Here is a 14,452-nt window from a genome sequence, read left to right as displayed (position 1 = left end):
GGCCCCGCCACCGCAGCGGTCGGGCTACTTCGCCTCGTCGTCGAGGAACTTCTGGAACGCCTCGTTCGCCGCGTCCGCCGAGGCGCCCGCGTTCTTGCCGGTGATCGCGTCGACGATCGGCTGGCCGACGATCTCGCGCGCCTGGGCGACCTTCACGACCAGCGGACGGTCGTGGCCGATGCCGTTGGCGGTGCTGACCTTGGTGGCCTCGGCGAGGTCCGCCGGGTAGGTCGCGGTGCCCTCCGGGTTGGCCCAGATGGAGGCGCGGGCGCCGGGGACGCCGGCCTTCTGCTGCTCCAGGGACTGCTCCTTGCCGGCCGCCCACTGGATGAACTTCCAGGCGTTGTCCTTGTTCTTCGACGCGTCGTTGATGCCGAGCGCCCAGGACGGGATGTTGTACGGCTTCGAGCCGGCCGGGCCGGCCGGGAAGGCCGCGAAGCCGACGGTGTCGGAGACCTTCGACTTGGTCGGGTCGGTGGCGTTCTTGTAGAGCGAGTTGGCCTCGGTGTAGAAGGCCGCCTTGCCCTGAGTGAAGATCGCCATCGCCTCGGACCAGCTCATGTCGGTGCTGATGTTCTTCGGGCCGTGCTCGCGCAGCAGCCCGCCGTAGTAGGCGTACGCCTGCTTGGCCTGCTCGGTGTTGACCGAGGCCTTCCCGTCGGCGTCCACAAAGTCACCGCCGAAGCTGAACAGGAAGCTGGAGAACTGCGTGACGGCGGCCGCCTTGCCGGTGCGGGACACGAAACCCGCGACGCCGGGGTTGTCGGCCGCGACCTTCGCCGCCTGCTGCTTGAGCTCGTCAAGCGTCTGCGGCGGAGCGGTGAAGCCGGACTTCTCCAGCAGGTCCTTGCGGTAGTAGAGGACCTCCTGCTCGGTGATGATCGGCACGCCGACGACCTTGTCGTTGTACGTGGTGGCCTGCACCGGGCCGGCCTGGAAGTCGCTGAAGTCGAAGGCGCTGTCGGACTTGGACCGCTCGGTCAGGTCGGCAAGGTACTTGTTCTTGGCGAACAGCTTCCCCTCCTGCAGCGGCCGGTACATCATCACGTCGAGGTCAGTGGACCCGGCGTTCAGCTTGACGTTGTACTGGTCCGAGAGCTGGTCCTCACCGAGCTGGGTGACCTCGACCTTCAGGCCGGTCTGCTTCTCGAACTCCGGCAGGGCCTTCTTGATGTTCTCCGTCCACACGTGATTCACCAGTGTCACGCGCACGGTCTTCGACCCGCTGCCGCCGTCGCCGCCGCTGCCGCAGGCGGCCAGGCCCATCGCGGCCACCACGGCCAGAGACGTACCGATTACTGCTCGACGTCGCACGTCATCTCTCCTTCACACGTGGGGTCGCCGTCCAAGGGAAGAGCGCCACACCGTTGTAACGTCTGCTTTACGAGGGGATGCTAGGCCGAAAAAGCTGACTTATTCAAGGGGTTGATCCAACTGATATGATCCGTGGCGTGGAACCGTACTCCAGCGGGAGCATCGCCGCCCAGCCCGCCCCTGCCGAAGCCGGGCTGCACGCACGTGTCCTCGAGTACCTCGGCACCGCCATCTGCGGCGGCGAGTTCGCCCCCGGGGCGGTCCTCAACATCGACGAGCTGGTCGACCGGTACGAGGTGTCCCGCTCGGTGGTCCGCGAGGTGCTGCGGGTCCTGGCCTCGATCGGGTTCATCGAGACCCGCCGGCGGGTCGGGGTGACGATCCGCCCCGCGCACGACTGGAACGTCTTCGACCCGCAGGTGATCCGCTGGCGGCTCGCCTCGGACAGCCGGATCGCCCAGCTCCGGTCGATCACCGAGCTGCGCACCGCCATCGAGCCGCACGCCGCCCTGCTGGCCGCTGGCCGGGTCGGTCACGACGAGGCGAGCGACCTCGTCGGGCTCGCGGCGAAGATGTGGGCCGCCGGCCAGGCCGGCGACGAGGAGCGCTTCCTGCGCCTCGACATCGAGTTCCATCGGCGGGTGCTGCTCGCCTCCGGCAACGAGATGTTCGTCCGGTTGCAGGATCTGGTCGCGGAGGTGCTCACCGGCCGGCACAAGCACCACCTCATGCCACACCACCCGCACGAGCAGGCGTTGCAGCTGCACGCCGAGGTCGCCCAGGCCATCCAGCGCCACGACGGCGAACGCGCCCGGGAGGCGATGGTCCAGCTCATGGCGCAGGCCTTCGACGAGATGAAGTCGATCTGGGAGCAGACCGCCGAGCCCACCCGGTGAGCTGACCTCCCCCACCCCGGGCGCGCCCCGGTCGCACGCCGGGACGGTGGCTACGCGGCCACCGGAAGCCGGCAAGAGGATTGGATGGGTACGCTAACCGTCGCGGTACCGCAGATGAGACGGGCGGGTGGGGCGGATGACGGCGACTCGCACCTGCGGGCGTGGCCTGATCGTTCGGGACGCCACCATCGGTGATCTCGAGGCCATCGCGCGCGTCGCCGAAGCGGCGGGCCAGCGGGGCGAATGGACCGGTGCCGACCCGGCGTACGTGGGACACCTGCTGCGGCACGGGCGGGTCGTCGTCGCGAGCGACGAGGGCCGGGCCATCGGGTTCGGGGCAACCCGGGACATCGCCGGCCGGGGCGGCGCGACGTCGATGCTGTGCGACCTGTTCGTCGACCCGGCACAGCATGGTCGCGGCGGCGGCCGGGCGCTGCTCGCCGAGCTGTGGCCCGATCAGGGTGCGCCGCGGATGACGTTCAGCAGCCGGCACACCCACGCGTTGCCGCTGTACACGAGCGTCGGTCTGCACGCCTGGTGGCCACTGTTGTACCTGGCCGGCGACCCCCGTGCCGTGCGGCCGCCCGCCGGTTGGACCGTGACGCCGTCGTCACCGGCAGCGGTCAGCAGGTTCGAGGCAGGCTGGACGGGCGTCGACCGCAGCGCCGACCAGCACGCCTGGGCGCGTCGTCCGAACGGAGTGGCACTGGTGGCGGCCCTCGACGGCCAGCCGCTGGCCGCCGGGACCGCGGCGGGCGAAGGTGACGGCTTCGGCCTGGAGCACCTGGCCTCGGCTCCGGAAATCCCGGACGCTCAGGCCGGCGACAGCGTCCTGGCGGTTCTCGCCGCGCTCGAAAGCGTGGCCGACCACGCACGGGTGTGCCTGCCGGCACCGCACCCCGCCGTCCGCCCGCTGCTGGCGGCCGGATGGCGCGCGACCGACCTGGACCTGTTCATGGCGACCAGGGTCGACCTGCTGGACGCGCGCCGCTGCGTCCCCTCACCCGCGCTCGCCTGACGGGAACGCCGCGGCCCGGGACCGCCATTCGTGGGCCAGGATGGCGAAGACGAGCTGGTCGGCCCACTCGCCCCGGAACAGGTAGCTCTCGACGTGGTGCGCCTCCTGGCGCATGCCGAGCCGGGTCATCAGCCGGGCGGACGCGTCATTCCGGCCGTGACACCGGGCGTAGATCCGATGCAGCCCGAACCCGTCGAACCCCCAGTCCAGCAGCGCGGCGGCGGCCTCCGTGGCCAGCCCGCGGCCCCCGTGGTCGGGGTGGAAGACGTACCCGAGCTCAGCCGTGCGGTCGCGCCGGCTGCGCCAGACCAACTCCACGGTCCCGATCACCCCGGCGGCGGTGACCACGGCCAGCGTCAGGCAGTCGCCCTCCGCGCGCAGCGCGTCCTCGCCCGTCATGGCGGCCACCGACGCCCGCGACTGCTCCCGGGTACGCGGCCCGGCGTCGCGCATCATCCAACGGACGACGTCGGGTCGGCGCTGATACGCGTACACGTCGTCGAGGTCGTCGGGCGTGACCGGGCGCAGGGTGAGTCGCGCGGTTCGGAACGGGTACGCCGGCTGGAACATCAGGCGATCCTAGGCGGGCCGGTCTTGAAGAACGTCCCGATTCCCGCGACCGCGTCGCCGTCAGGCCAGGGCGTGCGCCGCCGCGACGATGGCGTGCACCCCGATGCCTGCCTGGTCCATGAGCTGGGCCGACGTGCCGGAGGTGGGCAGCCCGCGTACCGCCAGGTGGTTGACCCGCACCGGCTCGGCGAGGTCGGCCAGCGACTCGAGCACGGCCGAGCCCAGCCCGCCCTCCGGGTAGTGATCCTCGACCACCACCAGCCGGCCGCCCGTGTCCCGCACGGCGTCGAGCAGCCGTTGCCCCCGGACGTCCGCCGCTGCGCTGCCACGCGGTCGAGGGGCTTGACCGAGTAGAGGTCGATGACCCGGGCGGTGATCCCCTCACGGGCCAGTCCGTCGGCGGCGAGGCAGTTGTGCACGGTCACCCCGGCGCCGATCAGCGCGACGTCGTCGTTCTCGCCGGCACGCAGCAGCTTGCTGCCGCCGATCGGGAAGTCGTCGCCGTTGTCGTAGAGCACCGGATACTTGCCGCGCGTGGTACGCAGGTAGACGACGCCCTCGCGGTCGGCCATCTGGACGACCAGGGCGGCGCAGGACACGGCGCCGCTCGGATAGAGGATCGTCGACCCCTGCACGGCGTGCAGGGCGGCCAGGTCCTCCAGCCCCATCTGCGACGGTCCGTCCGCCCCGAGCTCCACCCCGGCGTGCGAGCCGGACAGGGCGAGGTCCGCCCGGGAGATGGCGGCCATGCGGATGAAGTCGTAGGCGCGGGACTGGTCCTCGACACCCACGACCGGCCGGACCCGGTGGGAGGTGGACCGCCTGCTCGTCGTCGCAGCGGACGGCGACCGGTTGCTGACGGCTGATCGATCGGGTCCCGACGTTCAGCGTCGGGACCACGATCCGGCCGGCCGAGGGGCACTACCAGCTGACGGGCTTGCCGGTGCGGTAGAGCCAGGCGTCGAAGAACGCCCCCAAGCTCTGCCGCGACTCCCGCTCCGCGAGCCGCTGCTCGACGAGCTGTGGCCCGAGCGGGGTACGCGACGGATGACGTTCAGCAGCCGGCACACCCACGCGTTACCGCTCTACACGAGCGTCGGCCTGGACGCGTGGTGGCCGCTGCTGTACCTGGTCGGCGACCCCCGTGCCGTGCGGTCGCCGGCCGGCTGGACCGTGGCGCCGTCGTCGCCGGAGGCGGTCAGCAGGTTCGAGGCCGGCTGGACGGGCGTCGACCGCAGCGCCGACCATCACGCCTGGGCACGTCGCCCGAACGGAGTGGCACTGGTGGCGGCCCTCGACGGCCGGCCCCTGGCCGCGGGGACCGCCGCGGGCGAGGGTGACGGCTTCGGCCTGGTGCACCTGGCCACGGCACCGCGTCTTTCGGACGCCCAGGCCGGCGACAGCGTACTGGCGGTCCTCGCCGCGCTCGACAACGCGGACGGTAACGCGCGGGTGTGCCTGCCGGCGCCGCACCCCGCCGTCCGCCCGCTGCTGGCGGCCGGGTGGCGGGCGACCGACCTGGACCTGTTCATGGCGACCCGGATCGATCTGCTGGACGCGCGCCGCTGCGTTCCCTCGCCCGCGCTCGCGTGAGCGAATCCGCGCGCGGCAACGGGAGTGCCAGTCAGCGCCGGTCCAGTTCCGACTCCATGCGCTGAATCAGCGTCTTACGGGCCTTACCGTCGCGCTCGCGCCGTAGTGCCGCCCTGAGCTGCCGGGTGTCGAGTTCAGGGACGAGCTTTGTCCCCTCGGTCACCGGCATCTCCGCCAGCCGTTCGGCCGCCGTGGCGTCCCTGCGTGCCTGGCTGGCCGGCGCCGTGTTGGAGACGCGCTGCTGGCCGCTTCGGGATGCCCGCCGCTTCTTGACGTCGGTCGCGCGCCGCTCCTCGTCGGAGAGCTCTTCCCATGCCTGCTTGGGTAGGTACCGGCTCGTTTCGCCGTTTCGGCGTGCCCGGGTGGTGCCCTCTCTGGTCTGCCACTGCTCGGCACCCCAGCGCTGCAGGGACTTCTGCCGCTCGTCCTTCGGCCCCTGGTAGCCCCCACCGCGTCTCTGGTACTCCTTGGTGAGCAGCTGGGACTTACGCGCCGACCACTGCCCGGGTCTGCCACCCTTGTCGGAGGCCTTGATCTCCTCTTTGACCTGCTCTCTGAGCTCCGGTTTCGTGTAACGCGCCATGCCAGCCGTTACCCGAGCCAGCCGTGGAATCACCAGGCAGGCCGGGGCACGTCACGCCAGGGCGCGGGCCGCCGCGACGATGGCGTGCACCCCGATGCCTGCCTGGTCCATGAGCTGGGCCGACGTGCCGGAGGTGGGCAGCCCGCGTACCGCCAGGTGGTTGACCCGCACCGGCTCGGCGAGGTCGGCCAGCGACTCGAGCACGGCCGAGCCCAGCCCGCCCTCCGGGTAGTGGTCCTCGACCACCACCAGCCGGCCGCCGGTGTCCCGCACGGCGTCGAGCAGCCGCTGCCGGTCGAGGGGCTTGACCGAGTAGAGGTCGATGACCCGGGCGGTGATCCCCTCGTGCGCCAGTTCGTCGGCGGCGGCGAGGCAGTTGTGCACGGTCACCCCGGCGCCGAGCAGCGCGACGTCGTCGTTCTTCCCGCCGCGGAGCAGCTTGCTGCCGCCGATCGGGAAGTCGTCGCCGTTGTCGTAGAGCACCGGATATTTGCCACGGGTGGTGCGCAGGTAGACGATGCCCTCGCGGTCGGCCATCTCGGCGACCAGCGCGGCGCAGGACACGGCGTCGCTGGGATAGAGCACTGTCGACCCCTGCACGGCGCGCAGGGCGGCCAGGTCCTCCAACCCCATCTGTGAGGGGCCGTCCGGCCCGATCTCCACCCCGGCGTGCGAGCCGGACAGGGCGATGTCCGCCTGGGAGATGGCGGCCATCCGGATGAAGTCGTACGCGCGGGAGAGGAAGGCCGCGAAGGTCGCGGCGAAGGGCCGGTAGCCGCGCACCTGCAGCCCGACGGCGGCGGCGACCAACTGCTGCTCGGAGATGAACATCTCGAAGAACCGGTCGGGGTACGCCTCGCCGAACTTGTCGGCGCGGGTGGAGTCGCTGACCTCGCCGTCCAGCGCCACCACGTCTGGCAGCGAGCCCAACGCGCGCAGCGCGTCACCGTACGCGTTGCGGGTGGCGACCTGCGCCCCCTTCTCGTACTGCGGCAGCTCGGGCGGCTGCGCGGCGGGAACCTTGACGGGCGGGGCCGGGTCGGGTCGTGGCCCGTTGACGCGGATCTGCCGGACCCCGCCGAGCGCCTGCACGGCCCGCTCGGCCATGTCGGGTTTCAGCGGCTTGCCGTGCCAGCCCGGCTGGTTCTCGACGTCGGGCACCCCCTTGCCCTTGATCGTGCGGGCGAGCACCACGGTCGGACCCGTCGCCTGCCGGGCCTGGTCGAACGCCTCGTCGATCGCCCCGAGATCGTGGCCGTCGACGACGATCGGGTGACAGCCGAACGCCTCGACCCGCCGCCGGTAGGTGTCCAGGTCCCACTCCAGCTCGGTCGGCCCCCGCTGCCCCAGCCGGTTCACGTCGACGATCGCGGTGAGGTTCCGCAGCCCGTAGTGGCCGGCCTTGTCCAGGGCCTCCCAGATGGAGCCCTCGGCCATCTCACTGTCGCCGCACAGCGCCCAGACGTGGAACGGCAGGCGGTCAAGATACTGGCCGGCGAGCGCGATCCCGACCCCGACGGGCAGCCCCTGGCCGAGCGAGCCGGTGGCGACGTCGACCCAGGGCAGCGCCGGGGTGGGATGTCCCTGCAGGCGCGAGCCGAGCTGACGGTAGGTCTCCATCAGCTCCTGCTCGCTGACCACGCCGACCGCCCGCAGGATCGCGTACAGCAGCGGCGAGGCGTGGCCCTTGGAGAAGATCAGGTGGTCGTTGGCCCGGTTGGGCGGGTTGACCCAGTCGTACCGCAGGTGCCGGGAGATCAGCACCGCCATCAGGTCGGCGGCGGACAGGCTCGAGGTCGGGTGCCCCGATCCGGCCTTGGTGCTGCAGCGGATCGCGTCCACCCGGAGCTGGGCGGCGAGGTCACCCAGCTGGGTGGCCTCCTCGTCGCGAAGGGTGCGCTCTGCTTCCATGGTCACCGGTATCGCCTCCGCCCATACGGTAGTCGGGAAGGACCCGTGTTGTCGGGTAACTACCGATTCAGCGGTCCCGGGGACGCGAGAAGTTCGGCTTCTGCTGCCGGGCGCGGAGTCGCTACTCCACGCAGGTATATGAGAGCGACAGCAGCGGCCAGCAGCATGATCGCTGCGCTCGTCCAGACGGCGGTGTGCAGGCTCGCGACGAATGCCTCCCGTGCGGATCGCAACAGGTCCGACGCTGCGGCCGGCGGCAGGTGTGCCGCGGTGACGACGGCTCCGCTGAGGGTTTCCCGGGCGCTGTCCGGCACGTGGTGGCCGAGTTGGGCACGGTAGACCGCGGTGGCTACGCTGCCGAGGATCGCGATGCCCAGCGCACCGCCGAACTCGGTCGCGGTCTCCATCAGAGCCGAGGACGCCCCGGCCCGCTCCGGCGGAACCGTGCCGACGGCCAGTTCCGTAGCGGTGGACAGCACCACGACAACGCCGGCCGCGTACATCCCGGACCCGACCAGCCACACCGCTAGGCCCGACTCGACCGGCACCGCGCTGAGCACCGCGAAACCGCCGGCGGCGACAACGAATCCAGCCGCGATGATCTTCGCACGGTCCACACCGCGTCGTACCAGCGTGGACGCGATCGGGGCGGCCGCGCCGACCCCGGCGGACGGCACCAGGCTCCAGAGCGCACCCTTGAGCGGACTCATGCCGAGCACCAACTGCAGATACTGGGTGGACAGGACCGCGAAACCGATCATCGCGAACGCCGCGAGCAGGCTCACCATCACCGACCCGGCGAACGCCGGGCGGCGCAGCACGGCCAGATCCAGCATCGGGTCCGGGCGGCGCTGCTGACGCCGGATGAACACCACCGCGATCATCAGGCCCGCGACAATGGCGGCGGCCCTGGTCACGTCGACGCCGTGCGCGGCGATCTCCTTGATACCCCAGATGACCGGCAGGACTGCCGCGATCGAGAGCCCGGCGCTGCCGAGGTCGAATCGGCCGCGCCCCGCGCTGTGGTACTCCGGCAGCAGGATCGGCGCCAGGGTCAGCAGCAGGACCATCGCCGGGATGTTGATCAGGAAGACTGCGCCCCACCAGAAGTGTTCGAGCAGCATGCCGCTGACGACCGGGCCCAGCGCGATGCCGGAGGTCATGACGGCGGTCCAGACGGCGATCGCGGTGGAGCGCTGCTTCTCGTCGTGGAACATGTTGCGGACGAGCGCGAGCGTGGAGGGCATCAGAGTCGCGCCGGCGACGCCGAGGACCGCCCGCGCGCCGATCAGCATCGGCGCACTGCTGGAGTACGCCGCCAACGCGGACGCCGCGCTGAACCCGAACGCCCCGATCATCAACAGGCGTCGCCGATCCATCCGGTCGCCGAGCGCTCCCATGGTGATCAGGAACCCGGCGAGCACGAACCCGTAGATGTCGAAGATCCAGAGCTGTTCGGTGCTGCTCGGCACCAGGTCGCGGCTGATGAACGGAACGGTGAAGTAGAGAATCGAGACGTCCATCGAGACCAGCAGCAGCGGCAGGATCAGCACCGCGAGCCCGATCCACTCGCGCCGGCCCGCTCGGGGCGGCGTCATTGCGTCTTGCACGGCTTCCTCCAGGCAATCGGCCTATTGCGTAAGGCATACGGGCCAACGGCTCGTCGAGCAGCAGCAGCCGGGGCCGCTTGGCCAGCGCGAGCACCAGCGCCACCTGCGCCCGCTGGCCGCCGGACAGCCGTCCGGCCGGCACGTCGGTCGGCAGCCGGAGTCTGGCCAATCGCTCCCGGGCGAACCGGTCGTCCCAGCCGGGGTTGAGCCGACGGCCGAAGCTGAGCAGGTCCACAACGGTGAACGTCGGGTACAGGGCGGTGTCCTGAGCCATGTACGCGACCCGCGCCAGCGTCGACGGCCGGTCGCGTAGCGCCTCCCCGAAGAGCCGCAGCGTGCCCTCGGACGGTCGCAACAGCCCGGCGGCCAGGTTCAACAGGGTGCTCTTGCCCGCCCCGTTCGGCCCGACCAGGGCGATCACCCGGCCCTCGGGCAGCGTCAACGAGCAGTCCCGCAACGCCCACCTGCGGCCGTAACGCCGGCCCAGGCCGCTCGTCTCCATCACCGCGCTCACGCGGCGCCCTCCCGGGCCGCGTCCCGCAGGGCAGCCGCGAACAGCGCCTCAACGTCTTCCCGGTCCAAGCCGGCACCGTACGCCGAGCGCAACCAGCCGGCCAGTTGCCGACGCAGGCGGGCCCGGTCGAGCGGGGACGCCTGACCAAGACTCCGTTCGACGAACGTGCCGAGCCCGGGGCGCGCGTTGACCAGCCCTTCGCGCTCCAGTTCGCGGTACGCCTTCAGCACCGTGTTCGGGTTGATCGCGAGAGCGGCCACCACCTCCGCGGCGGTCGGCAACCGGTCCCCCGGCTCGAGAAGCCCCAGCCGTAACGCGTGCTTGACCTGCTGCACGAGCTGCATGTACGTCGACACGCCGGATCGGGGATCGAGATGGAAGTCGATCACCGCCACCACCTTCCACTAATTAGATAGTGGAAGCATGGAGGCGTGATCGCCCGATGTCAACCTCCATCGTTCGGATACAAGGTGTTCTCCACAGGTCGCCGAGGCGCGTACGGTGGGTACACGATGTACCCAACCGGGCGAGGTGTCTTCCGTGACCAGCCAACAGCAGCCCACTCCAGGTCAACGTGTCGAGCGGCTCCGCCGGGCCGCCGGCCTGTCCCGCGAGCGCCTCGCCGGTATGAGCGGGCTCTCGCCGACTACCGTGAAGTTCATCGAGAACGGCCGCCGGTCGTTGACGTTGCGGGCCGCCCAGCAGTTGGCCCCGCACCTCGGCGTCCGGGATCTCGGTGATCTCTTCGGCCCGTCCGTCGCGCTGTCCCTCGACGGTCGGGCCAGTCATCCCGCCGTCCACGACGTCCGTCGAGCGCTAACCGCTTGGAATATCACGGTCAACGGCGAACCAGAGAGCACCGACTACCTGCGCGGCGCGGTCGACTCCGCCTGGCAGACCTGGCACACGTCCCGACACCAGCGAACGGCGGCCGGCGACATCCTGCCCGGTCTGCTCAACGCCACCCAGCGGGCGGCTCGGCTGCACAGCGGCGACGATCGGCGGGCGAGCCTCGCCCTGCTCGCGCAGGCCTACCACCTCGCACAGGCGTATCTGGCGTGGCACGGCGACCGGGAGCTGGTGTGGCTGACCGTCGATCGCGGGATGGCCGCCGCCTTGGACGCGGACGATCCGCTGGCCATCGCACAGGCGAGCTGGTACGCCGCGCACCTGCTGCGCTCGGTCGGCCGCGCCGACGAAGCGGTGGAGCGGCTTCGGGAGGCGCGCGCGCTGATCGAGCCTCGGGTCGCGGATGGCGGTACCGAGTGGGCGGAGATGCTGGCAGACCTGCATCTGTGCGCGGCGCTGACCCGCGCCCGAAGCGGTGACCAGGGGGCGTGGTCGGATTGGGATGCCGCCCGGACGGTCGTCGACCGGGCGTTGCCCGCCGGCTTCGTGGGCCTACGGACCCGGGTGTCCCGGCCGCTGGTCGACGTGTACGCGGTGATGTGCGCGGTGGACCTGGGCGACCCGGACGAGGCGCAGCGTCGTGCTCATGCCCTGGATCCGGCGTCGATCCCATCAACCGAGCGGCGGGGACGGCACTATGTGGAGCTGGCCCGCTCGGCCGACCTGGAGGGCACCCGGGAGGCAACGCTGCATCTGCTCACCCGAGCCGAGGCGACGTCACCGGAAACGGTCCGGTATTCGCCGGTGGCGCAGGACATGGTCACCCGGTTGTGCCGCGAGGCGCCGGCGGCGATACGCACCGAGGCGGTCGACCTCGCACGGCGGATCGGTGCCACCGACCTGTAGGTACGCCCCGTCACCGGGTACGTCGCGTACCCCATCTCCGTAAGGGCACTGCTTAGCGTGATCGGATGATGACGGCAGGGAAGACCCCTCGGGCGTTGCCCGACCGGGGTGGCGTCGTGGGTAGTGAGCTGCTGCCGATCGGTCGGCGGGTGGCGTACTGGCGGGGCCGGCGAAAGATGTCGCAGCAGGTGTTCGCCGACCGGCTCGGCAAGTCCAAGAGCTGGGTCGACAAGATTGAGCGCGGTGCCCGGTCGCTCGACAAGGTGTCCACCATCCAGGACATCTCCACTGTCCTGCGGATCGACCGGGCGGTGCTGCTGGGCCGGGATGTCCAACTCTCCGACGTGGACGAACAGGCCGAGGGCGTGGACCGCATCCGCGCGGCCCTGTCGACGTACGTGCCGCCTGCGGCTCAGGTGGCCCGCAACGTCGAGCACGCCTGGATCACCTACCAGCACGCCCGCTACCCGCAGTTGACCGGCGGGCTGCCGGAGCTGCTGATCGGGACGCAACGCAGCTACGCCCACGAGCCGGGACCGGGACGGGTGCCGCTGGTCGAGGCGTACCGGGTGACCGCCGCGCTGCTGGTGAAACTCGGCGCGGCCGAGCTGGCCTGGCTGGCCGCTGACCGGGCGATGACCGTGGCCACCGGTGATCCGGTGCTGGTGGCCGCCGCAGCCGTGCAGCTGGGGCAGGTGCTCCGCGCCACCGGCCGGGCGCGCTCGGCGGTGTCGACCATGCGGGCCGCCGCGTACCGGATCGCTCCGCCGGACCTCGACGGCGCTCACGCGCCGCGCCTGTCGCTGTGCGGTGCCCTGCTCGTGCAGGCCGCGCTGGCGGCGGCCCGGCACGGCGACGACCACGCCACCGCCGACCTGCTCGACGAGGCCGCCGACCTGGCCGCCCGCGTAGGCGACGGCCACGACCACGACCACCACCGGACCGGATTCGGGCCAACCGCGATAGCGGCGGCCCGGGCCGTGGCGGCGCTGGAGTTGGGCGACGCAGGCGAGGCGGTGGCCTGGCACGAGAAGACCATCGGACGCGACGGCTGGCGATGGCTGCCCGCCGAGCACCGCGCCGCGCACCTGGTCGACGCCGCCCGCGCCTACCTCCAGGCCGATGACCCGGCCACCGCCGGCCGCGTCCTGCTCGACGCCGACCACACCGCACCGGCCGAGGTACGGCACCGGCCAGCGGCCCGCGAAGTGCTCGCCGAGGTGACGCGGAACCCGGACGCCCCAGCGACGGTCGTCCAGCTCAGCGCCACCCTCGGGGTGTCCGCATGACCGCGCCGCTCCTGTCCCTGGCCCAGATCCTCAACCGGCTGGCCCTCACCACCCGTTGGATTCTCCGCGATCACCAGCCCACACGCGACGGCGTCTGCCCGATCTGCCGGACACCGGACTGCGCGGTGGCCACCGCCGCCCGCCACGTCCTCGAAACGATCAAGCTATCCCGCCGGAGCACCGGCAATCCATAGGTTCAGGGTTCGAGTGCTGGGCGACCCATCCCGTGTGCGGAGCCGCCGCTCGACGCACCCTACGCGATCTCGGCGGGCAACCTCACGCGTCTTCGAGGACCGTCTTGAGGAGCGCGAGGTCGCCGTTGACCAGTGCCGCGTCCCGGTCGAACTCCGCGTCGGTCATCCCGGGCGAGCGGCGGAGCGTGAAGACCACTTCGCAGCCGGTGCCGCTCGCGATCGCCCGCAGGGGCACGTACACCGTCGCACCGGAGGGCGTCAGCACCTCGTGGTCGAGCACCCCGTACTCGTTTTTCGGGGCGAACGTCACCCGAACCCGACCCTCCGGGGTCTCGACGAACCAGTTGTCGTCCATCTGCACCACCGAGCTGCCCAGGCCCGGCGCCCACCGGGGCAGGTTCGCCGGGTCGGCGACGAAGGCGTAGACCTCCCCCACCGGCCGGTCGATGTACACGGAGAGGTGCCGGGATTCAGTCGCCATGAGGCGATGATGCCACGTCCTGCTCCCCCGCAAGGTGGCCTCGCGGGCCCTCGTCATCGCCCGACTGGCGGGGCGCAGGCTTGCCGGGCCAGTGCATCCTGCCACGACCGGCCGTATGGATCGCGGTCGCCCGACCACATCGTCTCGTCGGGCTCCTCGTCCGGTACGCGTAGGGTCTCTGGCATCACGCCGACTGTGCGTACGCCGAGGGGGCCCTTGACCCGCACCGGGATCGGCCAGTCCTCCGTGGACACCGCCGCGCAATCCGTCACCCGGTAGCCCAGCCGCACCCCGATCTCCTGGCCGGGGTGCAGCGTGATCGGGAGCGTACCCCTGGGAAGCACCGGCGGTGCGCCCGTGAGGATGGTCCTCTCGGTCAGTTCCAGCCCCGGACCCTCGGCCCCGACCGCCTGCACGACCAGGGTCACCTTGCCGTCGTTGCGAATATTTACCTGGTACGCGAAGCTTCGCTCGGCAGGGCTGATCTCGTACCCGAACCCGCCGGTGCGCCCGTCCGCGTTCAAGCGCGGGACGACTATGCCGATGTGCCACAGCACCAGCCCGGCGCCCGCAAGCGCGGCAACAGCCAGGAGCGATACGGCGAGACGCCGCGCTGCCCGCCGGGTCATCCGCCCGGCGTCGGGGTTCAGTCGATGCCACACCTCGTCGACGATCACGTATCGCGCCACCGCATTCTCCCGCCGTCCAGTGTCATGGCGCAATG

The 14,452-nt window shown here is 71.2% G+C and carries 16 protein-coding genes and 2 pseudogenes; 6 read left to right on the top strand and 12 right to left on the bottom strand.

Going from position 1 to position 14,452, the window contains the following annotated elements; all coding sequences use genetic code 11:
- Positions 1–24: 24 nt before the first annotated feature.
- Positions 25–1,314, bottom strand: coding sequence for a sugar ABC transporter substrate-binding protein (locus ABZ671_RS14505; RefSeq protein WP_357856792.1), 1,290 nt, complete (start codon positions 1,312–1,314; stop codon positions 25–27).
- Positions 1,315–1,451: 137 nt separating this feature from the next.
- Here ABZ671_RS14505 and ABZ671_RS14500 point away from each other — a divergent pair, with 137 nt between their 5' ends.
- Both ABZ671_RS14500 and ABZ671_RS14495 read left to right on the top strand, forming a co-directional pair.
- A complete protein-coding gene (locus ABZ671_RS14500) occupies positions 1,452–2,210 on the top strand; it encodes an FCD domain-containing protein (RefSeq protein WP_357856789.1) in 759 nt (252 codons plus the stop codon).
- Between the two features lie 136 nt (positions 2,211–2,346).
- Entirely contained in the window at positions 2,347–3,228 is an 882-nt protein-coding gene (locus ABZ671_RS14495) for a GNAT family N-acetyltransferase (protein WP_357856786.1), read from the top strand.
- Here the strand turns inward: ABZ671_RS14495 and ABZ671_RS14490 are convergent.
- The 4 genes and pseudogenes from ABZ671_RS14490 to ABZ671_RS14475 form a co-directional block, all read right to left on the bottom strand.
- Positions 3,211–3,798: a GNAT family N-acetyltransferase gene (locus ABZ671_RS14490; RefSeq protein WP_357856783.1), complete on the bottom strand. Its 588-nt coding sequence runs from the start codon at positions 3,796–3,798 to the stop codon at positions 3,211–3,213. The genes ABZ671_RS14495 and ABZ671_RS14490 overlap by 18 nt on opposite strands.
- 60 nt (positions 3,799–3,858) lie before the next feature.
- On the bottom strand, positions 3,859–4,053 hold the full coding sequence (locus ABZ671_RS14485) for a hypothetical protein (protein WP_357856814.1): 195 nt from the start codon (positions 4,051–4,053) through the stop codon (positions 3,859–3,861).
- Between the two features lie 131 nt (positions 4,054–4,184).
- A pseudogene (locus tag ABZ671_RS14480) lies at positions 4,185–4,547 on the bottom strand (transketolase); the annotation flags it as partial.
- A gap of 172 nt (positions 4,548–4,719) precedes the next feature.
- Positions 4,720–4,866: a hypothetical protein gene (locus ABZ671_RS14475; protein ID WP_357856780.1), complete on the bottom strand. Its 147-nt coding sequence runs from the start codon at positions 4,864–4,866 to the stop codon at positions 4,720–4,722.
- Here ABZ671_RS14475 and ABZ671_RS14470 point away from each other — a divergent pair.
- On the top strand, positions 4,846–5,391 hold the full coding sequence (locus tag ABZ671_RS14470; protein ID WP_357856777.1) for a hypothetical protein: 546 nt from the start codon (positions 4,846–4,848) through the stop codon (positions 5,389–5,391). The two genes, ABZ671_RS14475 and ABZ671_RS14470, sit on opposite strands and share 21 nt — an antisense overlap.
- A 31-nt stretch (positions 5,392–5,422) precedes the next feature.
- Here ABZ671_RS14470 and ABZ671_RS14465 read toward each other — a convergent pair whose 3' ends face one another.
- The 5 genes and pseudogenes from ABZ671_RS14465 to ABZ671_RS14445 all read right to left on the bottom strand — a co-directional run bounded on the left by ABZ671_RS14465 (position 5,423) and on the right by ABZ671_RS14445 (position 10,398).
- On the bottom strand, positions 5,423–5,974 hold the full coding sequence (locus ABZ671_RS14465; protein ID WP_357856774.1) for a DUF5872 domain-containing protein: 552 nt from the start codon (positions 5,972–5,974) through the stop codon (positions 5,423–5,425).
- Between the two features lie 51 nt (positions 5,975–6,025).
- Positions 6,026–7,885 (bottom strand): transketolase, encoded by a 1,860-nt coding sequence (locus ABZ671_RS14460; protein ID WP_357856811.1) that lies wholly within the window; start codon positions 7,883–7,885, stop codon positions 6,026–6,028.
- A gap of 59 nt (positions 7,886–7,944) precedes the next feature.
- Complete coding sequence (locus ABZ671_RS14455; RefSeq protein ID WP_357856771.1) at positions 7,945–9,495, bottom strand: MFS transporter; 1,551 nt, start codon at positions 9,493–9,495, stop codon at positions 7,945–7,947.
- A 100-nt stretch (positions 9,496–9,595) separates the two neighbouring features.
- Positions 9,596–9,997: pseudogene (locus ABZ671_RS14450) on the bottom strand (ATP-binding cassette domain-containing protein); the annotation flags it as partial.
- 8 nt (positions 9,998–10,005) lie between these two features.
- Complete coding sequence (locus ABZ671_RS14445; RefSeq protein ID WP_357856768.1) at positions 10,006–10,398, bottom strand: GntR family transcriptional regulator; 393 nt, start codon at positions 10,396–10,398, stop codon at positions 10,006–10,008.
- Between the two features lie 151 nt (positions 10,399–10,549).
- On the opposite strand from ABZ671_RS14445, the gene ABZ671_RS14440 reads away from it, so the two are divergent.
- From ABZ671_RS14440 to ABZ671_RS14430, 3 genes are all read left to right on the top strand, one after another.
- Positions 10,550–11,764 (top strand): helix-turn-helix transcriptional regulator, encoded by a 1,215-nt coding sequence (locus tag ABZ671_RS14440; protein WP_357856765.1) that lies wholly within the window; start codon positions 10,550–10,552, stop codon positions 11,762–11,764.
- A 65-nt stretch (positions 11,765–11,829) separates the two neighbouring features.
- Complete coding sequence (locus ABZ671_RS14435; protein ID WP_357856762.1) at positions 11,830–13,053, top strand: helix-turn-helix domain-containing protein; 1,224 nt, start codon at positions 11,830–11,832, stop codon at positions 13,051–13,053.
- Positions 13,050–13,247, top strand: coding sequence for a hypothetical protein (locus ABZ671_RS14430; protein WP_357856760.1), 198 nt, complete (start codon positions 13,050–13,052; stop codon positions 13,245–13,247). Before ABZ671_RS14435 ends, ABZ671_RS14430 begins: the two co-directional genes overlap by 4 nt.
- A gap of 82 nt (positions 13,248–13,329) precedes the next feature.
- Here the strand turns inward: ABZ671_RS14430 and ABZ671_RS14425 are convergent, their stop codons facing one another.
- Both ABZ671_RS14425 and ABZ671_RS14420 read right to left on the bottom strand, forming a co-directional pair.
- The gene (locus ABZ671_RS14425; protein ID WP_357856757.1) at positions 13,330–13,728 is read right to left on the bottom strand and encodes an SRPBCC family protein; all 399 of its coding nucleotides are present in this window, start codon (positions 13,726–13,728) and stop codon (positions 13,330–13,332) included.
- Between the two features lie 53 nt (positions 13,729–13,781).
- Complete coding sequence (locus ABZ671_RS14420; protein ID WP_357856754.1) at positions 13,782–14,405, bottom strand: hypothetical protein; 624 nt, start codon at positions 14,403–14,405, stop codon at positions 13,782–13,784.
- Between the last annotated feature and the right edge of the window lie 47 nt (positions 14,406–14,452).

Source organism: Micromonospora sp. NPDC006766 (assembly GCF_040636055.1).
Lineage (GTDB): Bacteria > Actinomycetota > Actinomycetes > Mycobacteriales > Micromonosporaceae > Micromonospora.
The sequence above is the reverse complement of the archived record's forward strand: the minus strand, read 5'-3'. Positions and strand labels throughout refer to the sequence as shown.

Excerpts from the sequence above, each read along its gene's own strand:
- ABZ671_RS14495 (WP_357856786.1), top strand. The coding sequence starts at position 2,347 with ATGACGGCGACTCGCACCTGCGGGCGTGGCCTGATCGTTCGGGACGCC.
- ABZ671_RS14490 (WP_357856783.1), bottom strand. The coding sequence starts at position 3,798 with ATGTTCCAGCCGGCGTACCCGTTCCGAACCGCGCGACTCACCCTGCGC.
- ABZ671_RS14470 (WP_357856777.1), top strand. The coding sequence starts at position 4,846 with ATGACGTTCAGCAGCCGGCACACCCACGCGTTACCGCTCTACACGAGC.
- ABZ671_RS14465 (WP_357856774.1), bottom strand. The coding sequence starts at position 5,974 with ATGGCGCGTTACACGAAACCGGAGCTCAGAGAGCAGGTCAAAGAGGAG.
- ABZ671_RS14460 (WP_357856811.1), bottom strand. The coding sequence starts at position 7,885 with ATGGAAGCAGAGCGCACCCTTCGCGACGAGGAGGCCACCCAGCTGGGT.
- ABZ671_RS14435 (WP_357856762.1), top strand. The coding sequence starts at position 11,830 with ATGATGACGGCAGGGAAGACCCCTCGGGCGTTGCCCGACCGGGGTGGC.
- ABZ671_RS14430 (WP_357856760.1), top strand. The coding sequence starts at position 13,050 with ATGACCGCGCCGCTCCTGTCCCTGGCCCAGATCCTCAACCGGCTGGCC.
- ABZ671_RS14425 (WP_357856757.1), bottom strand. The coding sequence starts at position 13,728 with ATGGCGACTGAATCCCGGCACCTCTCCGTGTACATCGACCGGCCGGTG.